The organism is Smaragdicoccus niigatensis DSM 44881 = NBRC 103563, assembly GCF_000380645.1.
In the GTDB taxonomy this organism is placed as follows: domain Bacteria; phylum Actinomycetota; class Actinomycetes; order Mycobacteriales; family Mycobacteriaceae; genus Smaragdicoccus; species Smaragdicoccus niigatensis.
In genome coordinates this window covers 209209-231431 of the sequence record NZ_AQXZ01000012.1, presented here as the reverse complement: position 1 = coordinate 231431, position 22223 = coordinate 209209, and the positions used below count along the sequence as shown (strand labels likewise).

The window sequence follows — 22223 nt, the reverse complement described above, 5'->3', positions numbered from 1 at the left end:
TCATGAGCCGACAAATTGCCGAATCACCGGTTGGCACTAGTGCAATCGGCGCGCGGCCCGAACCACGGGCGATTCAACGATCCACCCCACGTTCGGGGTCCGACTTTGCCGAATCGCCAGTGTTCCGGGCCGGGCAGTCACGTACACCAGAGAATTCCGAACACCGTCGCCGCACACATCGACGGTCCATGCGGCACTGGCCGCCCGCGAAGGAGAAGTGCGCCGACCACCGCGGTGATCAGCGGCGCCAGGACAGCAGCCACCACCCAAGACTGCGAGCTGGCGAGGGCCGCGGCTCCCCCGAGTCCGATCGCGGCTTTCACGTCGCCCGCACCGAGCGACGTCGGAGCCAGCACGTGAGCGACCAGGTACAAACCAAACAGGAGCAGCGCACCCACGACGACGGTTCGACACTGCCCGATCGCAGTGCCGGCGCCGACGATCACGATCGCGCCCGGAATGGTGAGCCAATTAGGCAAGCGACGTTCACAGCAGTCGTACCAACTGAGCGCTACACACCACGCTACGAAGAGACCGAACGTCATTCACCAACGGTCGTTGATGGGACCCTCGAAAGCCGATTTCCGGATCCCGCTCAGCGAATCGCGGCGGCCATGGCCTCTCGAGGTGCGGGCTGACCCGTGAACTGCTCAACCTGGGAATACGCCTGATTGAGGAGCATTTCCAGGCCGCTGACGACTGTTCCACCGGCACGGGACACCGCATCGGCGAGCGGCGTGGGCCAGGGGTTGTAGATGGCGTCGAGGAGGAACGGACACTGCGCCACAGCGGCAGCGACCTCCGCCGCGGCGGACGCCGGAATCGTGCTGACGACGACCTGCGCCCCCGAACACGTGTAGGCGAGGTCTTCCGGTTCGAGATCCTGCCATGCGACCGCCATCGCGAGGCGCTCGCCCAATTCGACAGTGTCCGCGGCGCGACCGCGATCCCGCGAAACGATGGTCACCGCCTCGACGCCGAGGTCGCTCAGTGCGAGCAATGCCGGTCGTGCCGTACCGCCGGCCCCGAGAACCACCGCGTGCGCACCGTCGAGATCGCCGACGCCGCCCTCGATGAGAGCTCCGGCCACCCCGTCGATGTCAGTGCAGTCCGCACGCCAACCACCGTCGATCCGGACCAGCGTGTTCGCCGACCCGACCAATTCGGCACGCTCGGTCCGCTCAGTGGCGAACTCGAGCGCGGCGACCTTGCCGGGCATTGTCACCGATAGGCCAACCCATTCGGGTCCCAGACCGGACACCAGTCCGGGTAGTTGTTCGCCCGTGCACTCGATACGTTCGTAGGTCCAATCCAGACCCAGCGCGCGGTACGCCGCAAGGTGCAGGTCTGGAGAGCGCGAATGCGAGATCGGGCTCCCCAGAACTGCGGCTCTGCGTGTCATCGTCCCTGGTCGAGAATGCCGCTGTCCTTGGCCTTCTGGACGTTCTTCTCGTGTTCCTCGAGGTTGTCGGTGAACAACGTCGTGCCCTGGGCGTCGACCGTGACGAAGTAGAGCCACGGACCCTTCTCCGGGTTCTCGACGGCCTTGAGCGCGTCCAGGCTCGGCGATGCGATCGGAGTGGCCGGGAGGCCGTCCATGGCGTACGTGTTCCAGGGCGTCACGCGGGCGCGGTCGGCATCCGTCGTCGCGAGTTCGACGGTGTCGAGGCCGTAGTTGACGGTCGAATCGAACTGCAGCTGCATCGGCTTGGCGAGACGGTTGAGGATGACGCGCGCGACCTTGCCGAAGTCCTTCGGATGCGACTCACGTTCCACCAGGGAGGCCATGACCAGCTTCTGGTACGGCGTGTAACCCTTCGGTCCATTTTTGAGAATGCCCGAATCCTCGTATCGCTTCGCACTCTCGGTGACCAGCTGGTTCAGGATCTGAGTCGGCGACGCGGACGGGTCGAAGTCCACACTTCCACTGATGATCAGCCCCTCGAGCTGGGTCGCCTTGCGTGGGGCCTTGGCGACATCGTCCCGGAGCCACTCGGGAACACCGAGCGCGGCAAGGTCGTCGCTTTCCGCGGCCGCGGCAATGTCCTCATAGGTGACGCAGTGCTCCTTGCCGTCCGGCTTGTAGCAACTGGCCTTGGCGATCTTCCGGAAGATGCCCTCCCGAGTCGAGCCGGTGTCGAGGTCGCTGTTGTCGAGCAGCTGACGCCCCTCGGACAGGACCATGTTGCCCACGCGCGACTTGGGGTCGACAAGTTTCTCGACCGCTACGGCACCCGGAACGTGGGACGGAACGAGGTAGTAGCCCGGCTGCAGGCTACCCATCGCATCGTTCGACACGGCCGCATCGAAGAACGCCGAAGCACTCTTCGTAACGCCCTTCTTGAGCATCTCCTGCGAGATGTCGTCGGCAGTCTCCCCCGACTTCACGCCCACGACGACGTCCGGGCCGGCGGTACCAGCGGCGAAGTCCGGTGGCGGAGCATACGGGTGCGACGACTTCCACCAATAGGCCAGACCGGCGCCAATGAGGAGAAGGACGGCCAAGGCGATCGCGAGGACCGCCGTTCTGCGCCTATTTCCCCGCGCGGCCGCAACGGCTGCGCCAACGCGCTGCGGAAGCTGCCGCGGCTCTTTCGGAGATCCCATACTTAGCTGTCCTGCCCCAAACTTCTCGTACGTCCGTCAAGCCAGTTCTGGAGAATGGCTACGGCCGCAGCCTGGTCGATCACCTGCCGTTGTTTGCGCGCCCGGACCCCGCTGTCACGAAGCGCACGTGTTGCAAAAACTGTCGTCAAGCGCTCATCAGACATCTGGATCGGAACGTCCAATTTCGAACGCAACCGAGCCGCGAATTCCTCTGCTGCCTCGGCCGCATTTCCATGCCGCCCTTGCAGAGTTGTTGGCAGTCCAACGATCACCTCAACGGCCTCATACTCTGCCACGATCTCGCAGATGCGCCGGATATCTGCCGATTCCGGCGAGCCGCCCGAAACGAACTGGACAGTCTCAACGGGCGTGGCAAGGATGCCGTCCGGGTCGCTCACGGCGACGCCAATCCGCACGGCCCCCACATCGATGCCGAGTCTTCTGCCCCGCTGGAAGGTCACAGCCCTGACAACGCTGCCGTGACGTCGGCGATCGCAGCCGGGATGCCCGCCGCGTCGGTTCCCGCACCCTGCGCCGAGTCGGCCTTACCGCCACCCCGGCCACCGATCTTCGGCGCGAACGACTTGACGAGGTCGCCGGCCCGAGCGCCCGCGTCCTGCCCGCCCGCATTGACGACCACAAGGAACGGAACCTTGTCATCGACATCGCCGAACAGCGCGACCACAGCCGGCTCCGAGCCGAGACGGCCCTTGATGTCACCCGCTAGAGTCCGCAGATCGTTTGCCGAGACGCCCGGCACCTTCGCCGCGACCACGCGGAACCGGCCCGCGGTCGTCGCACCGTTCGCCAGCGAGCCTGCCGACGACAGCACGGCCTGTGCCTTGAGTCGCTCGACTTCCTTCTCGGCTGCCTTCAAGCGCGTGACGATCTGCTCGACGCGACCCGGAACCTGATCCGAGGGCACCTTCAACGACGATGCAATGCCCGCGAGAAGCGCACGTTCCTTGGCGAGGTGCTTGTACGAATCGAGTCCCACGTACGCCTCGACACGACGCACACCGGAACCGACGGCCGACTCACCGAGGAGGGTGATGGGGCCGATCTGCGCCGAACTTCCGACGTGCGTACCACCGCACAGCTCCATCGAGAACGGTCCGCCGATCTCGACGACGCGGACTTCGTCGCCGTAGTTCTCACCGAAGAGGGCCATTGCGCCCATCTTCTTCGCGCTCGGCAGGTCGGTGACGAACGTGTTGACCGCGAAGTCCTCGCCGACCGCTTCGTTCGACACGCGCTCGATCTCGTCGCGCTGTGCCTCGGAAAGCCCGCCCTGCCAGTTGAAGTCGAAGCGCAGGTAGCCCGGCTTGTTCATCGAACCGGCCTGGACGGCGTTCGGTCCGAGAACCTGACGCAGCGCGGCGTGCACCATATGCGTGCCGGAGTGGCCCTGCGTCGCACCCTTGCGCCACGCGGGATCGACATGCGCGGTGACGGTGTCGCCTTCGAGGAGTTGTCCTTGCTCGATGGTCACCTTGTGCACCCAGAGCTTCTTGGCGATCTTCTGGACGTCGTTGACCTTGGCCTTGAGCCCCGAGCCGCTGAGCGAACCGCGATCGGCGATCTGTCCACCGGACTCGGCGTACAGCGGACTGCGGTCGAGGATGACCTCGACGTCAGTGCCAGCCTCGGCGACCGGCTGCCGCACGCCGCCCGAGATGATCGCGAGAACCGTTGCCTCGGTGTCGAGTTCGTCGAAACCGGTGAACTCGGTGGGACCGCGGTCGACGAGCTCCTTGTAGACCGAAAGGTCGGCGTGGGCATGCTTGCGCGCTTGAGCGTCTTCCTTGGCGCGCTTGCGCTGCTCGGCCATGAGCTCGCGGAAGCCCGCCTCGTCGACGGTCAGTCCGGCTTCTTCGGCCATCTCGAGCGTCAGGTCGATCGGGAAGCCGTACGTGTCATGCAGGGTGAACGCTTCCGAACCGGGGATCACCGACTTACCGGACGCCTTCACCTCGTCGGCGGCCTCTTCGAACAGCTTCGAACCCGACGTCAGGGTCTTGAGGAAGGCAGTCTCCTCACCCACCGCCACAGTCTGGATGCGGTCGAAGTCGGTGGCGAGCTCCGGGTACGACGGCGACATCTCATCCCGCACGACCGACATGAACTCGCCGACGACCGGCTTGTCCGCGCCGAGCAGGCGAGCGGATCGGACGATGCGGCGCAGCAGACGGCGCAGGATGTAGCCTCGGCCCTCGTTGCCGGGGTTCACACCGTCAGCGATGAGCATGGCGGCGGTACGGGCGTGGTCGGCGATGACGCGGAACCGGACGTCGTCTTCGTGCTTCGATCCGTACTGGCGGCCGGTCAGTTCCTCGGCCTTGGTGATGACCGGACGCACGAGGTCGGTCTCGTAGACGTTGTCGACCCCCTGCAGCAGGAAGGCCACCCGCTCGACGCCCATGCCGGTGTCGATGTTCTGCTTCGGCAGCGGCCCCAGAATCTCGAAGTCGTCCTTACCGCGGCCGAGACCCCGCTCGTTCTGCATGAACACGAGGTTCCAGATTTCGATGTAGCGGTCCTCGTCGGCCTCGGGACCACCGTCTTTGCCGTACGCGGGGCCGCGGTCGTAGTAGATCTCCGAGCACGGACCACAGGGGCCGGGGATACCCATCGACCAGTAATTATCAGCCATGCCGCGACGCTGGATGCGCTCGTCCGGCAGACCGGCGACGTCCTTCCAGATCTGGATCGCTTCGTCATCGTCGAGGTATACCGTCACCCACAGACGCTCGGGGTCGAAGCCGTACCCGCCCTCGTCGAGCGACTTCGTCAGCAGCGACCAGGCGAGTTCGATCGCCCCGCGCTTGAAGTAGTCACCGAACGAGAAATTGCCCGCCATCTGGAAGAACGTGTTGTGCCGGGTCGTGTGACCGACGTTCTCGATGTCGAGGGTGCGGACGCACTTCTGAACGCTCGTGGCCGTGGCGAACGGTGGCGTCTGTTGTCCCAGGAAATACGGGACGAACTGGACCATTCCCGCGTTGACGAACAGCAGGTTCGGGTCGTGCAGGATCAACGACGCACTGGCGACTTCGGTGTGACCAGCGGAGATGAAGTGGTCGAGGAAGCGACGTCGAATTTCGTGGGTCTGCACAACAGTCAAGATTACCGGCAGCCGCATACGCGCTGCACCGAGGCAGCGAAGGGCACCCTAGGGTGCAAAAACATCACCCTCGGTGGGTGCACCCACCACCCCCGGATGCGTAGTTCCGCACTCGATTTCGACGGATATTTCTCGTACCACACAAGATTTCGAGCGGAACGGAGTTCGTGGTGGCAAGCCATATCGGGAAGCGTTTCGAAACCGAACGCGCGAAGGCCGGTCTCGAGGACTGGCTCCAACATCGGAACGCCAAGACCTTTCCCTTCGAGGAGGTCATGAACGAGTACCACTCCGTCGGAAAGCACTTCGTCGACGCCGACGTTCTCGCCCGCCTCGCTGAGGTGCGTTCGCACATCGCGACAGTCCCGGGACCGTGGCAGGACGTCCAGGTCCTCGCATCCTTCCTCGACACCGCGCTCGACAAGCACGACGACCGCTACGACTACCCCACCTACCTCGCGCTCAACGTTCTGCAGCTCCCGGCTCACAATGACCCGGTCGAGCACGCACCGTTCGCCCGCGCGCGCTTCGACCGCCTCCGCGCACAACTCGTGTGCGATCTGCTCGACTACGAGCTCACCGTCATCGACGGTCTGACCACGTCGCTTCCGCAGCTCCGGCCGTCCGCTGACGTCGTCGACAAGCGCATCCACCTCGCGGTTCGCCTGATGCGCCCCTTCTTCACCCGGCTTGGCCTCGATGGCTCCCTGACCGCGACCGACACCATCGAACTCGCTCGGCAGATGGTCGAGGCCGTTCGCGACGACATGTCGGACAGCGAGAAGCGCACGCTCGAACTCAGCATCCTGCCCGTCTACACCGCTCACGACGAGTACTTGTTCCTGCGCGTGCTGCAGTCCTTCGAGACCACGTTCGCCCTGATCGCCCTGCAGCTCCGCGGTGCGCTGACGGCCTTGGCGAACCGCGACGCCGGCCAGGCCGCGCACTACCTCTCCGATTCCGCAGCGGCACTTCGCGAAGCCGGTCTCCTGTTCTCGATGCTCGCCACCATGCAGGTCGAGTCGTTCCAGACCTTCCGCAACTACACCGAAGGTGCCAGCGCGATCCAGTCCCGCAACTACAAGATTCTCGAGTCGCTGTGCCGCACCCCCGACGCCGACCGCATCGACTCCCTCGCCTACTACTCGGTCCCCGAGGTTCGGGAACGCATCCTCGCCGGCAACCACACCCTCGACGACGCCTTCGTCGAGGCCTGCTCGTCGGGTCAGCTGAGCGCTGACGAGATCGGCGCCGTGCACGCTGGAATGGAAGCAATGTCGGACGCGATCCTCCGCTGGCGCAAGACGCACCTGAGCCTCGCCGTCCGCATGCTCGGTGAGCAGACTGGAACGGGAAGCACCGAAGGCACTCCGTACTTGGCGCACGTGCGCGACATTCCCGTCTTCGAGTCGGCGGAGCCGGCCGCTCCGCGCACCTGCCCATTTGCGAAGAAGACGGCAGCGCAACGGAATTCACCGATCGCGATGTCGGCGTGATCGCCACAAAGTAGGCCGAAGCCCGAAGATAGGCCGCCAAACCGCCGCGCACACCGCATTGTTGTTGAGTGGCAAGTCTTCTCGGACTGGAATTCGTGGTGGCGTTGGGCGTCACGGTTCTGATCTGCACTCTGGTGAGCAGTCGCTATCGCGTCGCGCCGCCGATCCTGCTGTTGTTGTGCGGGGCATTGTGGTGGTTCATTCCGTCGCTGCGCGCGGTGCATCTCGCCCCCGAAGCGGTCCTACTGCTGTTCCTCCCGGCGCTCTTGTACTGGGAAAGCTTCACCACTCCCCTGCGCGGAATTCGGCGCGACCTGGTCGGCATTGCGTTGACCTCGACCGTTCTCATCATCGTCACCGCCGGCGCGGTCGCGGCGACCGCACACTCGCTCGGACTGCCCTGGGGACCCGCCTGGGTGCTCGGCGCCGCAGTCGCGCCCACGGACGCGACCGCAGTCGCTGCCCTCGCCCGGGTGCTGCCCAATCGAGAGGTGACCCTTCTGCGCGCGGAGAGCCTCGTCAACGACGGCACCGCACTTGTGGTCTACGCGATCGCGGTCGGCATCACCGTCGGCAACGAACACTTCAGTGTTCCGTGGATTTCGTGGCTGTTCGTCGTCGCCTATGTGGGCGGCGCGGTGGCAGGTGCCCTCGTCGCGTGGCTCGCCGTGCTCGCCCGGCGGCGTCTCGACAACCCACTCCTCATCAACGTCGCCGTCATCCTGACGCCGTTCACCGCATTTCTGCTCGCGGAGACGATCGGCGCATCCGGCGTCATCGCCGCGGTTCTGGCGGGACTCATCATCAGCCAGGCGAGCCCCCGCATGGGACGGCCCGACGCCCGTCGGCAGACGGAGAACTTCTGGGTGCTCGCCACCTTCCTGCTCAACGGCAGCCTGTTCGTCCTGGTCGGGCTGGAATCGCAGTCCGCCGTCCGCAACCTGACGAGCCTCACGATCCCTCGCGCACTGCTCCTGGTGGCGGCGGTTGTCGCGGTCCTGGTCGTCGTTCGGATGGTCTTCCTCTTTGGGTCGAGTTACGTGACGCGATGGGTCGCCAATGAGGACCGCCCACACGGCGAACGAAGCCGCGTGCGGGGAACCGTGGTCATGGGCGTCGCCGGGTTCCGCGGTGCGGTGTCGTTGGCGGCCGCGCTGGCGATCCCGGAACTTCTCGCGAACGGTTCCTCGTTCCCGGATCGGGACGCGATCATCTTCGTCACCGCGGGGGTCATCGCGGTAACCGTCATCGTGCAGGGCCTGTTGCTTCCGTCCGTCGTCCGATGGGCGCGCTTCCCGCACGACACCACCACCGTCGAAGAACGCCGGTATGCCGAGCTCAAGGCCACCGAAGCGGCCTACGCCGAGCTTCCCAAACTGGCGGAACGACTCAGTATCGACCCCGAAGTCGCCGAGCGTCTTGACGGCGAATACGCTCAGCAACTTCGAACGCTGCAGGCCGAGGGCGACGACCAGGTGCTGCATCAGGACGAGCAATACGCCGAACTTCGGCGGGCACTCATCGCACGCAAACGCGAGGTCATCATCGATCTTCGAGACAAGCGCCGAATCGACGACACGGTCCTCCGGCAGATCCAGGCCGGGCTCGACCTCGAAGAGGTCCGGCTCGCCCTGCGGATGCACCGCCGGTGACCTCGGTGCTGGTGCAGCTGCGTCAGCTGCTGAGCATCGCGCCATCGGACAACGACCACATCCACGCGGCGCGCGTCGCCATCGGCCTTGTTGTCCCGGGCGTGGTGATTCTCGCTGCCGGTCGGCCCGATCTCCTCATCTATGCAGTCTTCGGATCGTTCGTCGGGATGTACGGACGGGCGGAGTCGCCCGCACGCCGCATTCGCCACCAGACCCAGGCCGCGCTCATTCTCGGGGCTGCCGCGTGCATCGGCGTCGAACTGTCGAACCATGGCGTCACGGTCCCGACCCTCGTCATCACGGAGACGCTGTTCGCCGTCGTCGCATCAATGGCGGCGGATTCGTGGGGGCTGCGACCCGAAGGTCCGTTCTTCGGAATCTTCGCGCTCGGCGCGATCGCGACGCTGCCGAGCGGGCGGATCTCGCCCTGGGGCGCAGCCGCGATCGGTGGCGCGACGGCACTGTTCTGCATCGTCGTGAGCATCGTCATCGCCATCCGCACCCGGGACCTGAGGTCGCTGCGCGGGCTGCGGGTCACCTCAGCGTTCCGTGGCGTTCGGCAGCACACGCCAACTGCGACGATGGCGCACGCGTTGCGGTACGCGCTCGCGATCTCTATTGCCGGAAGCTGCGGATTGCTTCTCGGAGTCGACCATGCCAACTGGGCAATGGCAGCCGCCGCGGTGCCGCTGGCCGCCGCCGACGCACGTGGTCAGGACTCGTCGATCCGCGGAGTCGTCGAGCGCGGAACCCATCGCGTTCTCGGTACCTTCGTCGGCTTGCTCATCACCGGCGCTCTGCTCGCACCGAAATCAGGTCCGGTGTTCCTCGCCGTGGTGGTCATCGTGTTGCTGTTCCCGACGGAACTGTTCATGATCCGGCACTACGGACTCGCACTCGGGTTCTTCACGCCGCTCATCCTGCTGATGACCGAACTCACTGCGCCCACCGATCCGCTGACGTTGGTGCGCGACCGAGCCGTCGACACATTGATCGGCGTGGTGGTCGGCATCGGCGTCGCCGTCGTTTCGCGCCGATGGGGCCGGCCTCGAACGTCCGGTCACGAGACCGCTTGACTCACCCGCTGATTCGCGCCACGAACTCTTTTCGGTCGACCACCGCACGCGAGATCTGGCCGCTCGCGATGAGCGTCCCGTTCTCGTGCGCGGAGACGTCAAACGTCAGCTTCGATCCCTCGACGCCAACGAGTTCGGCAGTCACCGAGATGGTCGAGCCCGGGAGGGTCGCCTTCCGGTGCCGGATCGCGACGTCGGTGCCGACGGTCGTGCTGCCCATGGGGAGATCGAGCGCGACGGCCATCACCGTCGCACGTTCGGCTAACGCGACGAGTCGTGGAGTGCCGAGAACCTCGACATCGCCGCTGCCGAGTTGCAGCGCAGTGTCCTCCGGCGTGATCTCGACATCGAAACGGGCCGACAGTCCGGGGTTTAGTGCCATGTCGTCAGGGTCCCACGGCAGCGGCCGCCTCAAACGAAACGGTTCGCCGCTTCGGTACCTTGGACGCGGACACCCCGTCCAAGTCAGCAGGTTGCCGTGCCGATCGACCTTCCTTTTTCGCCCGAAACCGCGCTCTTTTCGTGGCAGTTCGACTCCGCGACGGTTCTTCCCGTCGCCATTGCCGGAATCGCGTATTTCTGGTCCGCCCGCGGGCAGGCGGTGCCGCGAACCCGGATGACGTCGTTCGGCGTCGGATTACTGATCTGGATCATCGCCGGGTGCGGGTTCATCGGCGTCTACTCCCACGTTCTCTTCTGGATGCGGGCTCTTCAGATCCTGCTTCTGCTTTACCTCGTGCCGCTGTTCCTCGCCGCCGGAACACCGGTCACCGTGTTCCGCGCGGCGCTCACCGAGCGGCGGCGGCAACGCCTCGACGCATACTTGCAGGGCCGCGTCGCTCGAGTCCTGCTTCATCCACTACCAACTTCGCTCGGCCTTATTGCACTGCCGTGGTTGCTCTATCTAACGGGCTGGTACGTCGCGTCTCTTCGGTACGAACCCGTCGACGTGCTGACCAGGTCAGTGCTGGTTCTCGTCGGATTCACCTACTACTACGCACGAATTCAGGCCGACCCGGTACCCCGCCGGTTCACTCAGGGAATCTCGCTGGTCATCACCATCGTCGAGCAACTCGGCGACGGCATTCTCGGCGTCGTCCTGTGGCAGGGGCCGGTGCGATTCGCCCACTATTACGCCGCTTTGGGCCTCACGTGGGGGCTGGACGCGCGCCTCGATCAGACCATTGGTGCCGGGATTCTCTGGATTCTCGGAGACGTCATCGGTCTGCCGTTCCTACTTCTCCTCGGTCGATCATTCAGCGCCGAAGACCGCGCGCAAGCAAAGGCAGTCGACCGCGAACTCGATGCACGAACAGCCGTCGAGAAACCGACCACCATGCAGAGCGGCCTGTGGTGGGAGAACGACCCGCAGTTCCGTGACCGGATGCGTCGTTAGGCGAATCAGCGCGTGGATCGCGTCCGCTTCACTTCGTACATGAGCTCATCAGCGAGGGCCATGAGCCGGTCCAACGAGCGGGTGTCGCTGCCCTCAGACTCGGCGATTCCGATACTCGCCGACAACTGGTACGGCCGGTTCGATTCCACGTTGAACGCAGTGATGGCTTCCTCGATCCGAGCTCGCACCATCTCGGCGTGGTCGGTATCGACGAGAAGAGCACAGAATTCGTCGCCGCCGAGTCTCGCCACCACGTCGGCTTCGCGGAGGGTGGACTGCAGGACGCGCGCCATGTCGACAATCAGCTGGTCACCCATCTCGTGGCCCAGCTTGTCGTTGACCGGCTTGAGCCCGTCGACATCGATGAAGACGAGGGCGCTGGCCTCGTTCCGTCGTCGCGAAGAAGCGAGTGAGGCCTCCGCAGCATGAAAGAAGCCGCGGCGGTTGTTGAGTTTGGTCAACTCGTCAGTCAGCGACAGCCGCTGGATCTCGGCGTTGGCTTCGACGAGCTGCGCGGTCCGATCGAGCACGCGCTGCTCGAGTTCGGCGTACACCGCGACGTTCTCCATCGCGATCGACGTCGAATCCGCCAGCCCCTGCAACAACGCGACTTCGAGCTCGGTGGCCTCACGCGGTTGGGCCCAGTAGTTACCGATCGCGCCGATCGGACTGGCGGTCCGAATCGGGACCATCACCATGCTCTTGACGAACGTCGGGCGATAAGCCTCGTGCGGTACGCGACTATCGGTGTAGATGTCGGGGATGAGAGCCGGCTTGCGGTTCAGCATCGACCACCCCGAGACACACGCTTCCATCGGGAAGCGCATGCCCTTCCAGAGGGGCTCGATCGCATCCTCGTCGAGGTAATAGCACTTGCCGTTGTCCCGGAGTACGAACGAGGCACCATCGCAGTGGGTGAGTTCACGCGCGGCGGTGCGGACGATGATCTGCACTTCTTCGAGACTTCTTGCCAGAGAAAGATCCTGGACTGCGCGCAGCAATCGGGCCATGCCCTCCGCCTCGGTACTACCCGGCAGGCGTGCTATGTCGACGTTCACAGTGCAATTATCACGTGTCCGGTCAGATTAATACAGACGCAAACATTCTCGACGTCAATCATTCTGCGGTAGAACAAAACTCACGTCCGTTTGGTCCTTTCTGGCCCCAAACGCAAACCCTCGGGATAGTCCGGATATTTGACACTTGAATCAACCCGCGAAGATATTGTTGAAATTGAAATCAATTCTGGCGTTGGGCGATTCGAGAAAAGCGAAGCCAGCTTCACAGCGTTTCGCGTTGCGCCCGATCATCGCCGCCTCCACGGCCTCGGAAATTGTCCGGACGGTATTCGGACTAGGACTGCCGGCGCACGATCCGGCGCAGCTTCGCCAACGTCGACTTGACCTCACGCTCGTGGCCGTGCTCGGTTGGGTGGTAGTAATCCACGCCAATCAACTCGTCCGGTGGATACTGCTGCGGCAGCACTCCACCCGGTGTGTCATGCGGGTACTGATAGCCCTGTGCGTTGCCGAGTTTCGCGGCGCCCGCATAGTGACCATCGCGCAGATGCGGTGGCACGAGACCGGCCTTGCCGGCGTTGATGTCGGCCGTCGCGGCCCCGATCGCGGCGATGACCGCGGGCGACTTCGGCGCGGTCGCCAGATGGATCGTCGCCTGCGCCAAGGCCAGGCGGGCTTCCGGCATACCGATGAGCTGGACCGCCTGGGCAGCCGCGGTCGCCACCAGGAGCGCCTGCGGATCGGCCATCCCGATGTCTTCACTCGCGTGCACGACGAGTCGCCGCGCAATGAAGCGAGGGTCCTCGCCGGCGCTGATCATGCGTGCGAGGTAGTGCAGCGCGGCGTCGACGTCGGAACCGCGGATGGACTTGATGAAGGCGCTGGTGACGTCGTAGTGCTGATCGCCCGCGCGGTCATAACGCGCAGCCGCCCGATCGAGCGCACCTTCAACCACCTCGAGAGTGATCGCGCCGTCCACGGCCGCCTCCGCCGCGGCTTCGAGCGCAGTCAGAGCGCGGCGGGCATCTCCCCCGGCGACCCGGATGAGATGCGCTCGGGCCTCCTCTTCGAGCTTGACGTCCCCCGCGAGACCGCGTTCGTCGGCTACCGCGCGATCGAGGAGCCCGCCGATCGATTCCTCGGTGTGCGAACGCAATTGGATGACAAGCGACCGAGACAGCAACGGTCCCACGACCGAGAAGGACGGGTTCTCGGTCGTCGCGCCGACGAGCAGAACGATGCGGTTCTCGACCGCATCGAGCAGCGCATCCTGTTGGACCTTCGAAAACCGATGAACCTCGTCGATGAACAGCACCGTCTGCTCGCCATTGATAAGGCGGCGACGGGCCGAGTCGATGACCGCGCGCACTTCCTTGACGCCCGCGGACAACGCCGACAGTGCTTCGAACCGACGCCCGGTCGCCTGGGAGATGAGCAACGCGAGCGTCGTCTTACCGGTTCCCGGCGGGCCGTAGAGAATGACCGACGCCGCACCCGCACCTTGGATCAGCCGGCGCAGCGGTGCCTTCGGGCCGAGGACGTGGTCTTGGCCGACGACTTCATCGAGCGTGCGCGGTCGCATCCGGACCGCGAGGGGCGCCAATTCACCAGCCACGACGGCGAGACCCGTCTCGTCCGGGTCATCGGAGAACAGCGAATCCACGGGTGGAACCTACCCGCTCTCCCTAACCCGTCACCAGCGCGTCGGCTACTGCCTCACCGAACTGGGCGAGATCGCGGCGTCCGGCGCGTTCCGCGGTTGCCGCAACGAGTCGCCAGCGCTGCGGGAGAACCGCTTTGCGCGACTGGTACAAACCGTGGTCATAGACCGCGGCGACCCGCTCGTTCTCCGCGTCCGGCAGAAACCACGCGGTCGAGATCCAGACCCACAGCAATTGCGCTTCGAGCAGTCGACGCCGCATCAGGCGATCGTCGCGGACCTGCGGCCACACGTCGACGACCTCCGCACGCCAGGCATCGATCATCATCTCGGACTGCCGCTCGGACACGTCGAGCGCACACAGGCAGCCCGGGAACATCGTGAGCGGATACGCGAGGTCGAGCATCGCGTCGCGGAAGCCACCCCACTCGTAGTCCACGAATCGCACGCCATCCGAGCCCATGACCATGTTGTCGGGGCACATGCCCGACGGGCTGAACGCCGCGAACCGGCCACCGCGGAACAGCGATACGGAGTTCCGGACCTCGTCGACGATGTCCGACGCCACGTCGATGCCGAGGAACTCGCCAAGTGCATCCGGCAGTTCATCCACGGCGCTTGCCGCACGACTTCGCATCGCATCGGTCTGATGGGCGACCTCGGCTCTCCGAAGCAGCGCGGCGAAGTCGTTCTCGCGGCCGACGGTGCCGGCGTGCATTCGGCCGAGAGCCTGCGCGACCGCCGACAGGGCGTTGGAGACCCGCGACGGATCAGACAGCAGCCGGGACAGGCGCGGACCGTTGCCGAGATCGCTCAAGATCATCAAGCGCTGGACCGGATCGCAGCAGATCATGTCGGCGCCGGGGCGGCGCGGCCGCGGCAACGTGTTCGCGAATTGGTAGCAGGCCATCTCCCGCAGAAATGCGGAATCGGAGCTCTCGACGCCGGGCTCGACACGACCGATGCGGTTCATGGCCTTGACGACAAGCGTGCGCGGGAGGCCAACGTCCTCGTTGGCCACCACGCGCACACGGAGAACGACGGAGCCCCCGCTTCCGCCGAGCCCTACCGGATCGACCAGCCGGATCGCGCGACCGATGCGGCGCGCGAGCACGTTCTGTGCCGCTACCACAACATCGGCTACTGGCCGGGTCAACATTGCCGTCATCGACACCAATGTAGCGCGCGTCACACAATGCGTGTCGCGGCGCGCGGAATGCACGACACGCCGATTGTCAGAACGTGTTTACTTGCCCGTCGGCGGGTCGACAGGTGGCGGTTTCTGATCTTGGAATCGGTGTCGCGGTCAGCGTGACACCGATTCCAAAATCGACCGATCAGACTTTCTTCTTCGGCCCGTCGATGCCCGACTCCGCGCGCTGCTGCGGCGTGATCGGAGCCGGCGCCGACGTCAGTGGGTCGACGCCGCCACCGGACTTCGGGAACGCGATGACGTCACGGATCGACTCGGTGCCGGCGAGGAGCGCGGTGATGCGGTCCCAACCGAACGCGATGCCGCCGTGCGGCGGTGCACCGTAGGCAAAGGCGTCGAGGAGGAACCCGAACTTCTCCTGGGCTTCCTCGTGGCTGATGCCCATGACCGCGAACACGCGTTCCTGTACATCCTTGCGGTGGATACGGATGCTTCCGCCACCGATCTCGTTGCCGTTGCACACGATGTCGTAGGCGTAAGCGAGCGCGTTGCCCGGGTCCGTGTCGAACGTGTCGACCGACTCCGGCTTGGGCGACGTGAATGCGTGGTGCACGGCGGTCCAGGCGCTGTAGCCGAGCGCGACGTCACCCGAGGCCGTCGCATCGGCAGCCGGCTCGAACAGCGGCGCGTCGACGACCCACAGGAACGACCACTTGTTCGGGTCGATGAGACCAAGGCGCTTGGCGATCTCACCACGGGCCGCACCGAGCAGAGCGCGAGAAGGCTTGGTGGCACCCGCCGCGAAGAACACGCAGTCTCCCGGCTTGGCACCGACGTGCGCGGCGAGTCCAGCGCGCTCGTCATCGGACAGGTTCTTGGCGACCGGACCAGCGAGCTCGCCGTCTTCGCCGATCAGGACATATGCGAGGCCCTTGGCACCGCGCTGCTTCGCCCATTCCTGCCACGCGTCGAGCGTGCGGCGCGGCTGCGATGCACCGCCCGCCATGACGACGGCACCGACGTACTCGGACTGGAAGACGCGGAACGGCGTGTTCGTGAAGTACTCCGCGCACTCGACGATCTCGATGTCGAAGCGCAGGTCCGGCTTGTCCGAACCGAAGCGACGCATCGCCTCGGCGTAGGTCATGCGATCGATCGTGGTCGGGACATCAACGCCGATCGTCTTCCAGACGTTGGCCAGGACTTCCTCGGCAAGGGCGATGACGTCATCCTGGTCGACGAAGCTCATCTCGATGTCGAGCTGCGTGAACTCGGGCTGGCGGTCGGCACGGAAGTCTTCGTCGCGATAGCAACGCGCGATCTGGTAGTAGCGCTCCATGCCCGCGACCATGAGCAGCTGCTTGAACAGCTGCGGGCTCTGCGGCAGGGCATAGAAGCTGCCCGGCTGCAGGCGGGCGGGGACGAGGAAGTCACGTGCGCCTTCCGGCGTCGACTTCGTGAGAGTCGGAGTCTCGATCTCGACGAAGTCGTGGCGCGCGAGCACCTCACGCGCCGCCGCGTTGACCTTCGACCGCAGACGTAGCGCCGCACCCGGACCCTCGCGACGCAGGTCGAGGTAACGGTGACGCAGACGCGTCTCTTCGCCAGGCTGCTCGTCGAGCTGGAAGGGCAGCGGTGCGCTCTCGTTGAGGACCTCGAGCGCGGTCACGTTGATCTCGATCGCACCCGTCGGGATCTCGGTGTTCTCGTTGCCCTCCGGACGGATTTCGACCTTGCCAGTTACCTTCACGCAGAACTCATTGCGCAGCTTGTGCGCCTGAGCAGCGGGTTCGCCCTCGCGGAACACGACCTGGCACACGCCGGACGCGTCACGAAGATCGACAAACGTCACGCCTCCGTGGTCGCGACGGCGCGCGACCCAACCTGCGAGAGTGACGATATGACCAGCGTCGCTGCTTCGCAGCGCGCCTGCTTCGTGGGTGCGTAGCACAGCCGACCTTTCGTGAAATCGCTATACGGGTGTCGATCCTACGGAGGGTCGGTTGCGCTGGGAAATCTGCTCCCGCTACATCAGTGTCGTGAAAAGCTGACTGTGGCCAGCGAGCAATGAGGGAGCGCGGAAATGACCTTCAACGAGGGCATGCAGTTCGACCCGGATCGAGCCAGCACCGGCGGTGGTGGCGGACGTGGCCGAGGCATTGCCATCGGCGGCGGCGCAGGCGGGCTCATCATCGTCGTGATCGCCCTGTTGATGGGTGTCGACCCCAGTTCGATACTGGGTGGAAGCAGCACCGGGGGCGGCGATGGGGGTGCCGGGCCGGATGTTTCGCAGTGCACCACCGGCCAGGCTGCGAACACGGACCCGAACTGCCGCGTCATTGCCACTGCGTACAGCCTGGACGACGTCTGGGGCACGGAACTCCCCAAGCAGACTGGCGTCGACTACATCAAGCCGGGCCTCAAGCTCTTCTCCGGCGACGTCCAAACCGGCTGTGGTCCCGCTAACACCGACGTCGGCCCGTTCTACTGCCCAGCCGACAACGTCGCGTACTTCGACACGACTTTCTTCAAAACCCTCGAGGAGCAGTTCGGTTCGAGCAGTGGCGCGCTGGCGCAGGAGTACGTCGTCGCCCATGAGTTCGGCCACCACATTCAGACCCAGCTGGGCGACATCAACAAGTCGCAGCAGGACCCGCAAGGCGCCAATTCCGGCGCCGTCCGCACCGAACTACAGGCTGACTGCTACGGCGGCATCTGGGCCTACTACGCGGACAAGGACCCCGCACCTGGACAAACTCAGCCGTACCTCAAGCCGCTCACGCAGAAGGACATCGCGGACGCGCTGTCGGCCGCAGCCTCCGTCGGCGACGACCACATCCAGGAATCGATGACCGGCCGCACCAACCCGGAGAAGTACACGCACGGCACGTCTGCGCAGCGCCAGGCGTGGTTCAGCGCCGGCTACAAGACCGGACAGATCAGCGCCTGCGACACCTATTCGGCCCGCGACCTGAACAACCCGCCGGCATTGCGCTGACCGCCCTCAGCCCATGTTGACGAGTGCGGCAACCTGTTCGTCGGTCAGCGTCACGGAAATCGTCTTCGACGCCGCAGCCTGCATCGTCGCGCGGTAGAGCGGTCGCTCATTGGGCGACGCGTCGCGCGCCATGGCGCGCAGCTGGTTGACCAGGACCGTTGAGGCGGCGAGCGCGGCCGCGAGGTGACTGGCTGCCAACCCGTCCGCGAGCCCGCGGATCGCGAGGATCTCCAGTTCCCGCCCGGCGCCGTCGCTGTACAGGGCGAGCGGCAGGGTGACCGCCGACTTCCCGTCCGAGACGTACAGGTTGATCATGTTGATGCGGCCCGGTCGGACGACGAGTTCCACGGTCGAGGCGTTCGCCAGATCGACCTTCTTCGTGAAGACCCCGCGAACCGCGTGCACCGTCGTGCCGCTCAGCGTGACCGACCGGCGAAGGGCCGACAGTGCGGACAGGATCGTCGGACCGCTGACCAGCACCCCCACGATCAACGCGACCCACCAGTTCACTGCCCAGAAGACCAGGCCCATCGCAATGGCGGTGAGAACCCCGACGGTGAGGACGATCTTCCGGACCGCCTTCCCGTACATCTGCGAGGGGATGAGGTCGAGCGAAACCGTGCTGGGCAGCTGGTTCGGTTCCGGCACCCGGTTTGGTTCAGACACTGACGTTGCTCCCGAGATAGTCGACGACATTGCTGAGTTCGACCGGCGTCTGTTCGGCGGTCCGGAGGTTCTTCACCACGACCGTGCCCGCCTCCAATTCGCGATCGCCGAGGATGAGCGCGAACGCCGCACCAGATCGGTCCGCGGCCTTCATCGCTCCCTTGAGTCCGCGGCCACCATAAGCCAGATCGACTCGAATTCCGCGCTGCCGGAGCTGCGCCGCGATAACAACCAGTTTGCTTTTCGCAGACTCCCCCATCGGCACTCCGAAAACGTCGACGCGGGTACCGCTACCTGCAGTCTTGCCTTCTGCAGCCAACGCGAGCAGCGTGCGGTCGACACCGAGTCCAAATCCGATTCCGGACAGCGGCTGGCCACCGAGCTCACCCATCAGGCCGTCATAACGACCGCCGCCGCCGATCCCCGATTGCGCGCCCAGACCGTCGTGCACGAACTCGAACGTCGTCTTCGTGTAGTAATCGAGACCCCGAACCATGCGGGGGTTGATGACGTACGGCACGCCGATGGCGTCCAGGTGCATCAGGACCTCTTCGAAGTGCGCCTTCGCCGAATCCGACAGATTGTCGAGCATGAGAGGCGCGTCGGCGGTCATCGCCTTCACTTCGGGTCGCTTGTCGTCGAGAACACGCAACGGGTTGATGTTCGCGCGGTTGCGAGTGGCCTCGTCGAGAGGCAGCTTCAGAAGGAACTCCTGCAACTTCTCCCGGTACTGGGGACGGCAGGTGTCGTCGCCGAGCGAGGTGATCTCGAGCCGGAAGCCATCCAGTCCAAGCGACCGGAATCCGGCGTCGGCGACCGCGATGACCTCCGCGTCCAGCGCCGGGTCATCAACGCCGATCGCTTCCACGCCCACCTGCTGCAGCTGCCGGTACCGGCCCGCCTGCGGTCGCTCGTACCGGAAGAACGGGCCCGCGTAGCAGAGCTTGACGGGGAGCACGCCACGGTCGAGGCCGTGCTCGATCACCGCGCGCATGACGCCCGCCGTGCCCTCCGGCCGCAACGTGACGCTGCGCTCTCCGCGGTCGGCGAACGTGTACATCTCCTTGGTGACGACATCGGTCGACTCCCCGACGCCGCGGGCGAACAGCGCGGTGTCTTCGAAGATCGGCAACTCGATGTGCTCGTAACCGGCCAGGGTCGCCGCCCGGATGAGTCCCGACCGAACGGCCACGAATTCATCCGACTGCGGCGGAACGTAGTCCGGGACGCCTTTGGGGGCGCTGAATGGGGCAATCTTGGTGGCCGAATGTGGAGCAGTCACTCCGATACCTTACTTCCGCCCAGACCAACACTCTTCGGGCTGCCTACCCCAACCGATCACCCCGGGGCCGGCGCGTTTGTCCGCTTAGATGGATCGCATGACTGAGAACTGGGACTTAGTCGCGTACACCCTGGGTGCCACCGAAGGGCTTGTTCCCGTCCCCGCAATGAAACGTCGAGCCTGGATGGACGCCACCCCTTTTGCGTTCGCTCGACGGTGCCTGCCGCTCACCGTCGCGAACCAGGCTGGCTGGGTCGTGTGCACGCCATTCGATATCTCCGTGCGCTGGAATGGCAGTGCCGCGGTTGGGAGTCTTAGAATCGAGGTCGGCGAGCCCACCCATCCGGCAGCCGGCTTCGTCGTCGACCATTTCGGATCGGGCGTAATCACCTTCGGAATCCCATGGCTGTTCCGAACGCCACCCGGCGTGGTCATGTCGGTGCGCGGTACGCCGAACTTCTGGGTCGACGGTGCCCATCCGTTGGATGGAATAGTCGAAACCGACTGGATGACTGCAACTTTCACCATGAATTGGCGGATAACCAGACCCCACCACTGGGTGCGATTCGCAGCCGGCGATCCGGTCTGCTTCCTCCAGCCTCTTTCGATCGACACGCTGGAGCGCGCCGAGCCACGAATCGCCGCGCTCGACGATGATCCGGATTTGGACGCCGAGTACCGACGCTGGCTCGAGTCTCGCCGGAAGTTCAACGCGACCAACGACGATCCTCGAGCGTGGGAACGCAACTACTTCACTGGGAAGAATTCGGTGGGCGCTCCAGCCCCCGAGCACCGAACTCGTGTGCACATCGAGCCATTCGCCAACGCCCCGATGGATTCCCCCGCATCGGCGCCAGCGCCAAGCACCACCGGCACGACGGAGGACACGTCCAAGTTCACCGAGGCGATTCCAATCCCCGCTGCCTATCCCGGCGACGCGCGAACCTACCGACGATGGGCTTGGGTCGCGGACGACTTCTTTTACTGGTCCACCACCGCACTCCGCGCAGCGTTCGAACAAACTCTGGCTCCTGGCCACCCGCGCGATCACGCAGTATGGAGAGTCGAGTCGGCCGGTGGCCGTCTCGCATGCCTGACCGCCGACCCCGCCTCGCTGTTCAGTTCCGAGACGCGGGCAAAGTTTCTCGCCGCATTGACCCACTGGGCCTGGGACAACATCGGCGTCGGCAGCGTGGAGATTGCGGACGTGGCGATGGCGCTTCCAGGCTGCTTCGAACTACCCGCATCGCCGCCGTCGCAACCGGGCTACGAATTCGTTTACTCCCTGACTGAAGGTGGATTCAGCGGCGGAAATCTGCTGATCGACGGGCCCGGATCCGTGGAAGTCGACCCGGCGGAGGCACAGACACCGCCGAGGTGGGGAACGAATGAGATGTCGCCCGACTTCAACCGCCTGTGCATCGTCGACAACAAGACGTCGATCCGACTAGGGGAAGTGTTCGGCGTTCCAGATCCCCTTCGCTCGCCCGTTTTCATCAGAGGGCACATCCGCCCGGGAGGACTCCGCGCCACCGGGAGCGTCGACTACCTCCGCGCGGCCAGCGTCTTGAAGAACGCAACGCAATCCTGGGCACAGGACCACCCCGAATGCGCGGATGCCGATGCTTGTTCGATCGGAGTCGAGATCACCGTCAAGCGGGATGGAAGTCCCGGCAGCGTCTCAGTCCTGTCGGCGTGGTACGCCGACCGGGAGCCCGGTCACAGTGATCCCGATACCGAGGACGCGGCCCGGACTTTTGCGGAAGGACTCCATTTCTTCGAAGGTCCGGGAACAGTGACGTTCAGTCTCCCGATCACGGGCTTGCCCGCTAGCGGTGATCAGTTCATCGTCGAGCCAGGGGTCCACATCGCCGAAGACTCCGAGGGGGCGATTGCGACGACGCCGGACGGACAATCGCACCGACTCGGCGCGGGTTCGGTGTTCATTCTCAACACCATCCAGGCCGGCGATACGCTCACTGAGATCGCGGACCGCGCCGCCAAGGAATTCGGACTTGAATCGATCCCCTTCGACCAAGTCGTCATCGCACTCGACAAACTGCAATCCGTGGGCCTGCTCCGGAAGCTGTGACC

Annotated in this window: 18 protein-coding genes; 6 read left to right on the top strand and 12 right to left on the bottom strand. The window is 65.0% G+C overall.

Annotated elements, in window-relative coordinates:
- Positions 1–137: 137 nt before the first annotated feature.
- Genes F600_RS0105415 through alaS form a run of 5 tightly spaced genes read right to left on the bottom strand, consistent with a single transcriptional unit; the run spans position 138 to position 5722 of the window.
- Positions 138–545 carry an A24 family peptidase gene (locus tag F600_RS0105415; RefSeq protein WP_018159576.1) on the bottom strand — a complete coding sequence of 136 codons (408 nt, stop codon included), beginning with the start codon at positions 543–545 and terminating at the stop codon, positions 138–140.
- Positions 546–595: 50 nt separating this feature from the next.
- A complete protein-coding gene (locus F600_RS0105410) occupies positions 596–1402 on the bottom strand; it encodes a shikimate dehydrogenase (RefSeq protein WP_026306194.1) in 807 nt (268 codons plus the stop codon).
- Positions 1399–2607, bottom strand: coding sequence for an endolytic transglycosylase MltG (gene mltG, locus F600_RS0105405; RefSeq protein ID WP_018159574.1), 1209 nt, complete (start codon positions 2605–2607; stop codon positions 1399–1401). Before mltG ends, F600_RS0105410 begins: the two co-directional genes overlap by 4 nt.
- A 2-nt stretch (positions 2608–2609) precedes the next feature.
- Entirely contained in the window at positions 2610–3068 is a 459-nt protein-coding gene (ruvX, locus tag F600_RS0105400) for a Holliday junction resolvase RuvX (RefSeq protein ID WP_018159573.1), read from the bottom strand.
- Positions 3065–5722 (bottom strand): alanine--tRNA ligase, encoded by a 2658-nt coding sequence (gene alaS / locus F600_RS0105395; RefSeq protein WP_026306193.1) that lies wholly within the window; start codon positions 5720–5722, stop codon positions 3065–3067. Before alaS ends, ruvX begins: the two co-directional genes overlap by 4 nt.
- Before the next feature lie 179 nt (positions 5723–5901).
- Here alaS and F600_RS0105390 point away from each other — a divergent pair, with 179 nt between their 5' ends.
- The 3 genes from F600_RS0105390 (at position 5902) to F600_RS27070 (ending at position 9955) form a co-directional block, all read left to right on the top strand.
- Positions 5902–7227 (top strand): tryptophan 2,3-dioxygenase, encoded by a 1326-nt coding sequence (locus F600_RS0105390; protein ID WP_018159571.1) that lies wholly within the window; start codon positions 5902–5904, stop codon positions 7225–7227.
- A 68-nt stretch (positions 7228–7295) separates the two neighbouring features.
- Complete coding sequence (locus F600_RS0105385) at positions 7296–8879, top strand: Na+/H+ antiporter (RefSeq protein WP_018159570.1); 1584 nt, start codon at positions 7296–7298, stop codon at positions 8877–8879.
- Positions 8876–9955: an FUSC family protein gene (locus tag F600_RS27070; protein WP_018159569.1), complete on the top strand. Its 1080-nt coding sequence runs from the start codon at positions 8876–8878 to the stop codon at positions 9953–9955. Before F600_RS0105385 ends, F600_RS27070 begins: the two co-directional genes overlap by 4 nt.
- Before the next feature lies 1 nt (position 9956).
- Here F600_RS27070 and F600_RS0105375 read toward each other — a convergent pair whose 3' ends face one another.
- A complete protein-coding gene (locus F600_RS0105375; RefSeq protein ID WP_018159568.1) occupies positions 9957–10337 on the bottom strand; it encodes a thioesterase family protein in 381 nt (126 codons plus the stop codon).
- A 96-nt stretch (positions 10338–10433) separates the two neighbouring features.
- Between F600_RS0105375 and F600_RS0105370 the strand changes: the two genes are divergently transcribed.
- Positions 10434–11351, top strand: a complete 918-nt coding sequence (locus tag F600_RS0105370) for a cytochrome c oxidase assembly protein (protein ID WP_018159567.1) — start codon at positions 10434–10436, stop codon at positions 11349–11351.
- Positions 11352–11356: 5 nt separating this feature from the next.
- Here the strand turns inward: F600_RS0105370 and F600_RS0105365 are convergent, their stop codons facing one another.
- The 4 genes from F600_RS0105365 to aspS form a co-directional block, all read right to left on the bottom strand.
- Positions 11357–12361: a sensor domain-containing diguanylate cyclase gene (locus tag F600_RS0105365; RefSeq protein WP_081628727.1), complete on the bottom strand. Its 1005-nt coding sequence runs from the start codon at positions 12359–12361 to the stop codon at positions 11357–11359.
- A gap of 343 nt (positions 12362–12704) precedes the next feature.
- Positions 12705–14024 (bottom strand): replication-associated recombination protein A, encoded by a 1320-nt coding sequence (locus F600_RS0105355; protein WP_245541476.1) that lies wholly within the window; start codon positions 14022–14024, stop codon positions 12705–12707.
- Between the two features lie 31 nt (positions 14025–14055).
- Positions 14056–15198, bottom strand: coding sequence for a kinase (locus F600_RS0105350; protein ID WP_026306191.1), 1143 nt, complete (start codon positions 15196–15198; stop codon positions 14056–14058).
- Positions 15199–15367: 169 nt separating this feature from the next.
- Positions 15368–17134 (bottom strand): aspartate--tRNA ligase, encoded by a 1767-nt coding sequence (gene aspS / locus F600_RS0105345; protein WP_018159562.1) that lies wholly within the window; start codon positions 17132–17134, stop codon positions 15368–15370.
- Between the two features lie 132 nt (positions 17135–17266).
- On the opposite strand from aspS, the gene ypfJ reads away from it, so the two are divergent.
- Complete coding sequence (gene ypfJ, locus F600_RS0105340; RefSeq protein ID WP_018159561.1) at positions 17267–18181, top strand: KPN_02809 family neutral zinc metallopeptidase; 915 nt, start codon at positions 17267–17269, stop codon at positions 18179–18181.
- Between the two features lie 6 nt (positions 18182–18187).
- Here the strand turns inward: ypfJ and F600_RS0105335 are convergent, their stop codons facing one another.
- Positions 18188–18847, bottom strand: coding sequence for a hypothetical protein (locus F600_RS0105335; protein WP_156024425.1), 660 nt, complete (start codon positions 18845–18847; stop codon positions 18188–18190).
- Positions 18840–20129, bottom strand: coding sequence for a histidine--tRNA ligase (hisS, locus tag F600_RS0105330; RefSeq protein WP_018159559.1), 1290 nt, complete (start codon positions 20127–20129; stop codon positions 18840–18842). The genes F600_RS0105335 and hisS overlap by 8 nt, the downstream gene beginning before the upstream one ends.
- Before the next feature lie 97 nt (positions 20130–20226).
- On the opposite strand from hisS, the gene F600_RS30115 reads away from it, so the two are divergent.
- Complete coding sequence (locus tag F600_RS30115; protein WP_156024424.1) at positions 20227–22221, top strand: DUF6065 family protein; 1995 nt, start codon at positions 20227–20229, stop codon at positions 22219–22221.
- Positions 22222–22223: the final 2 nt, after the last annotated feature.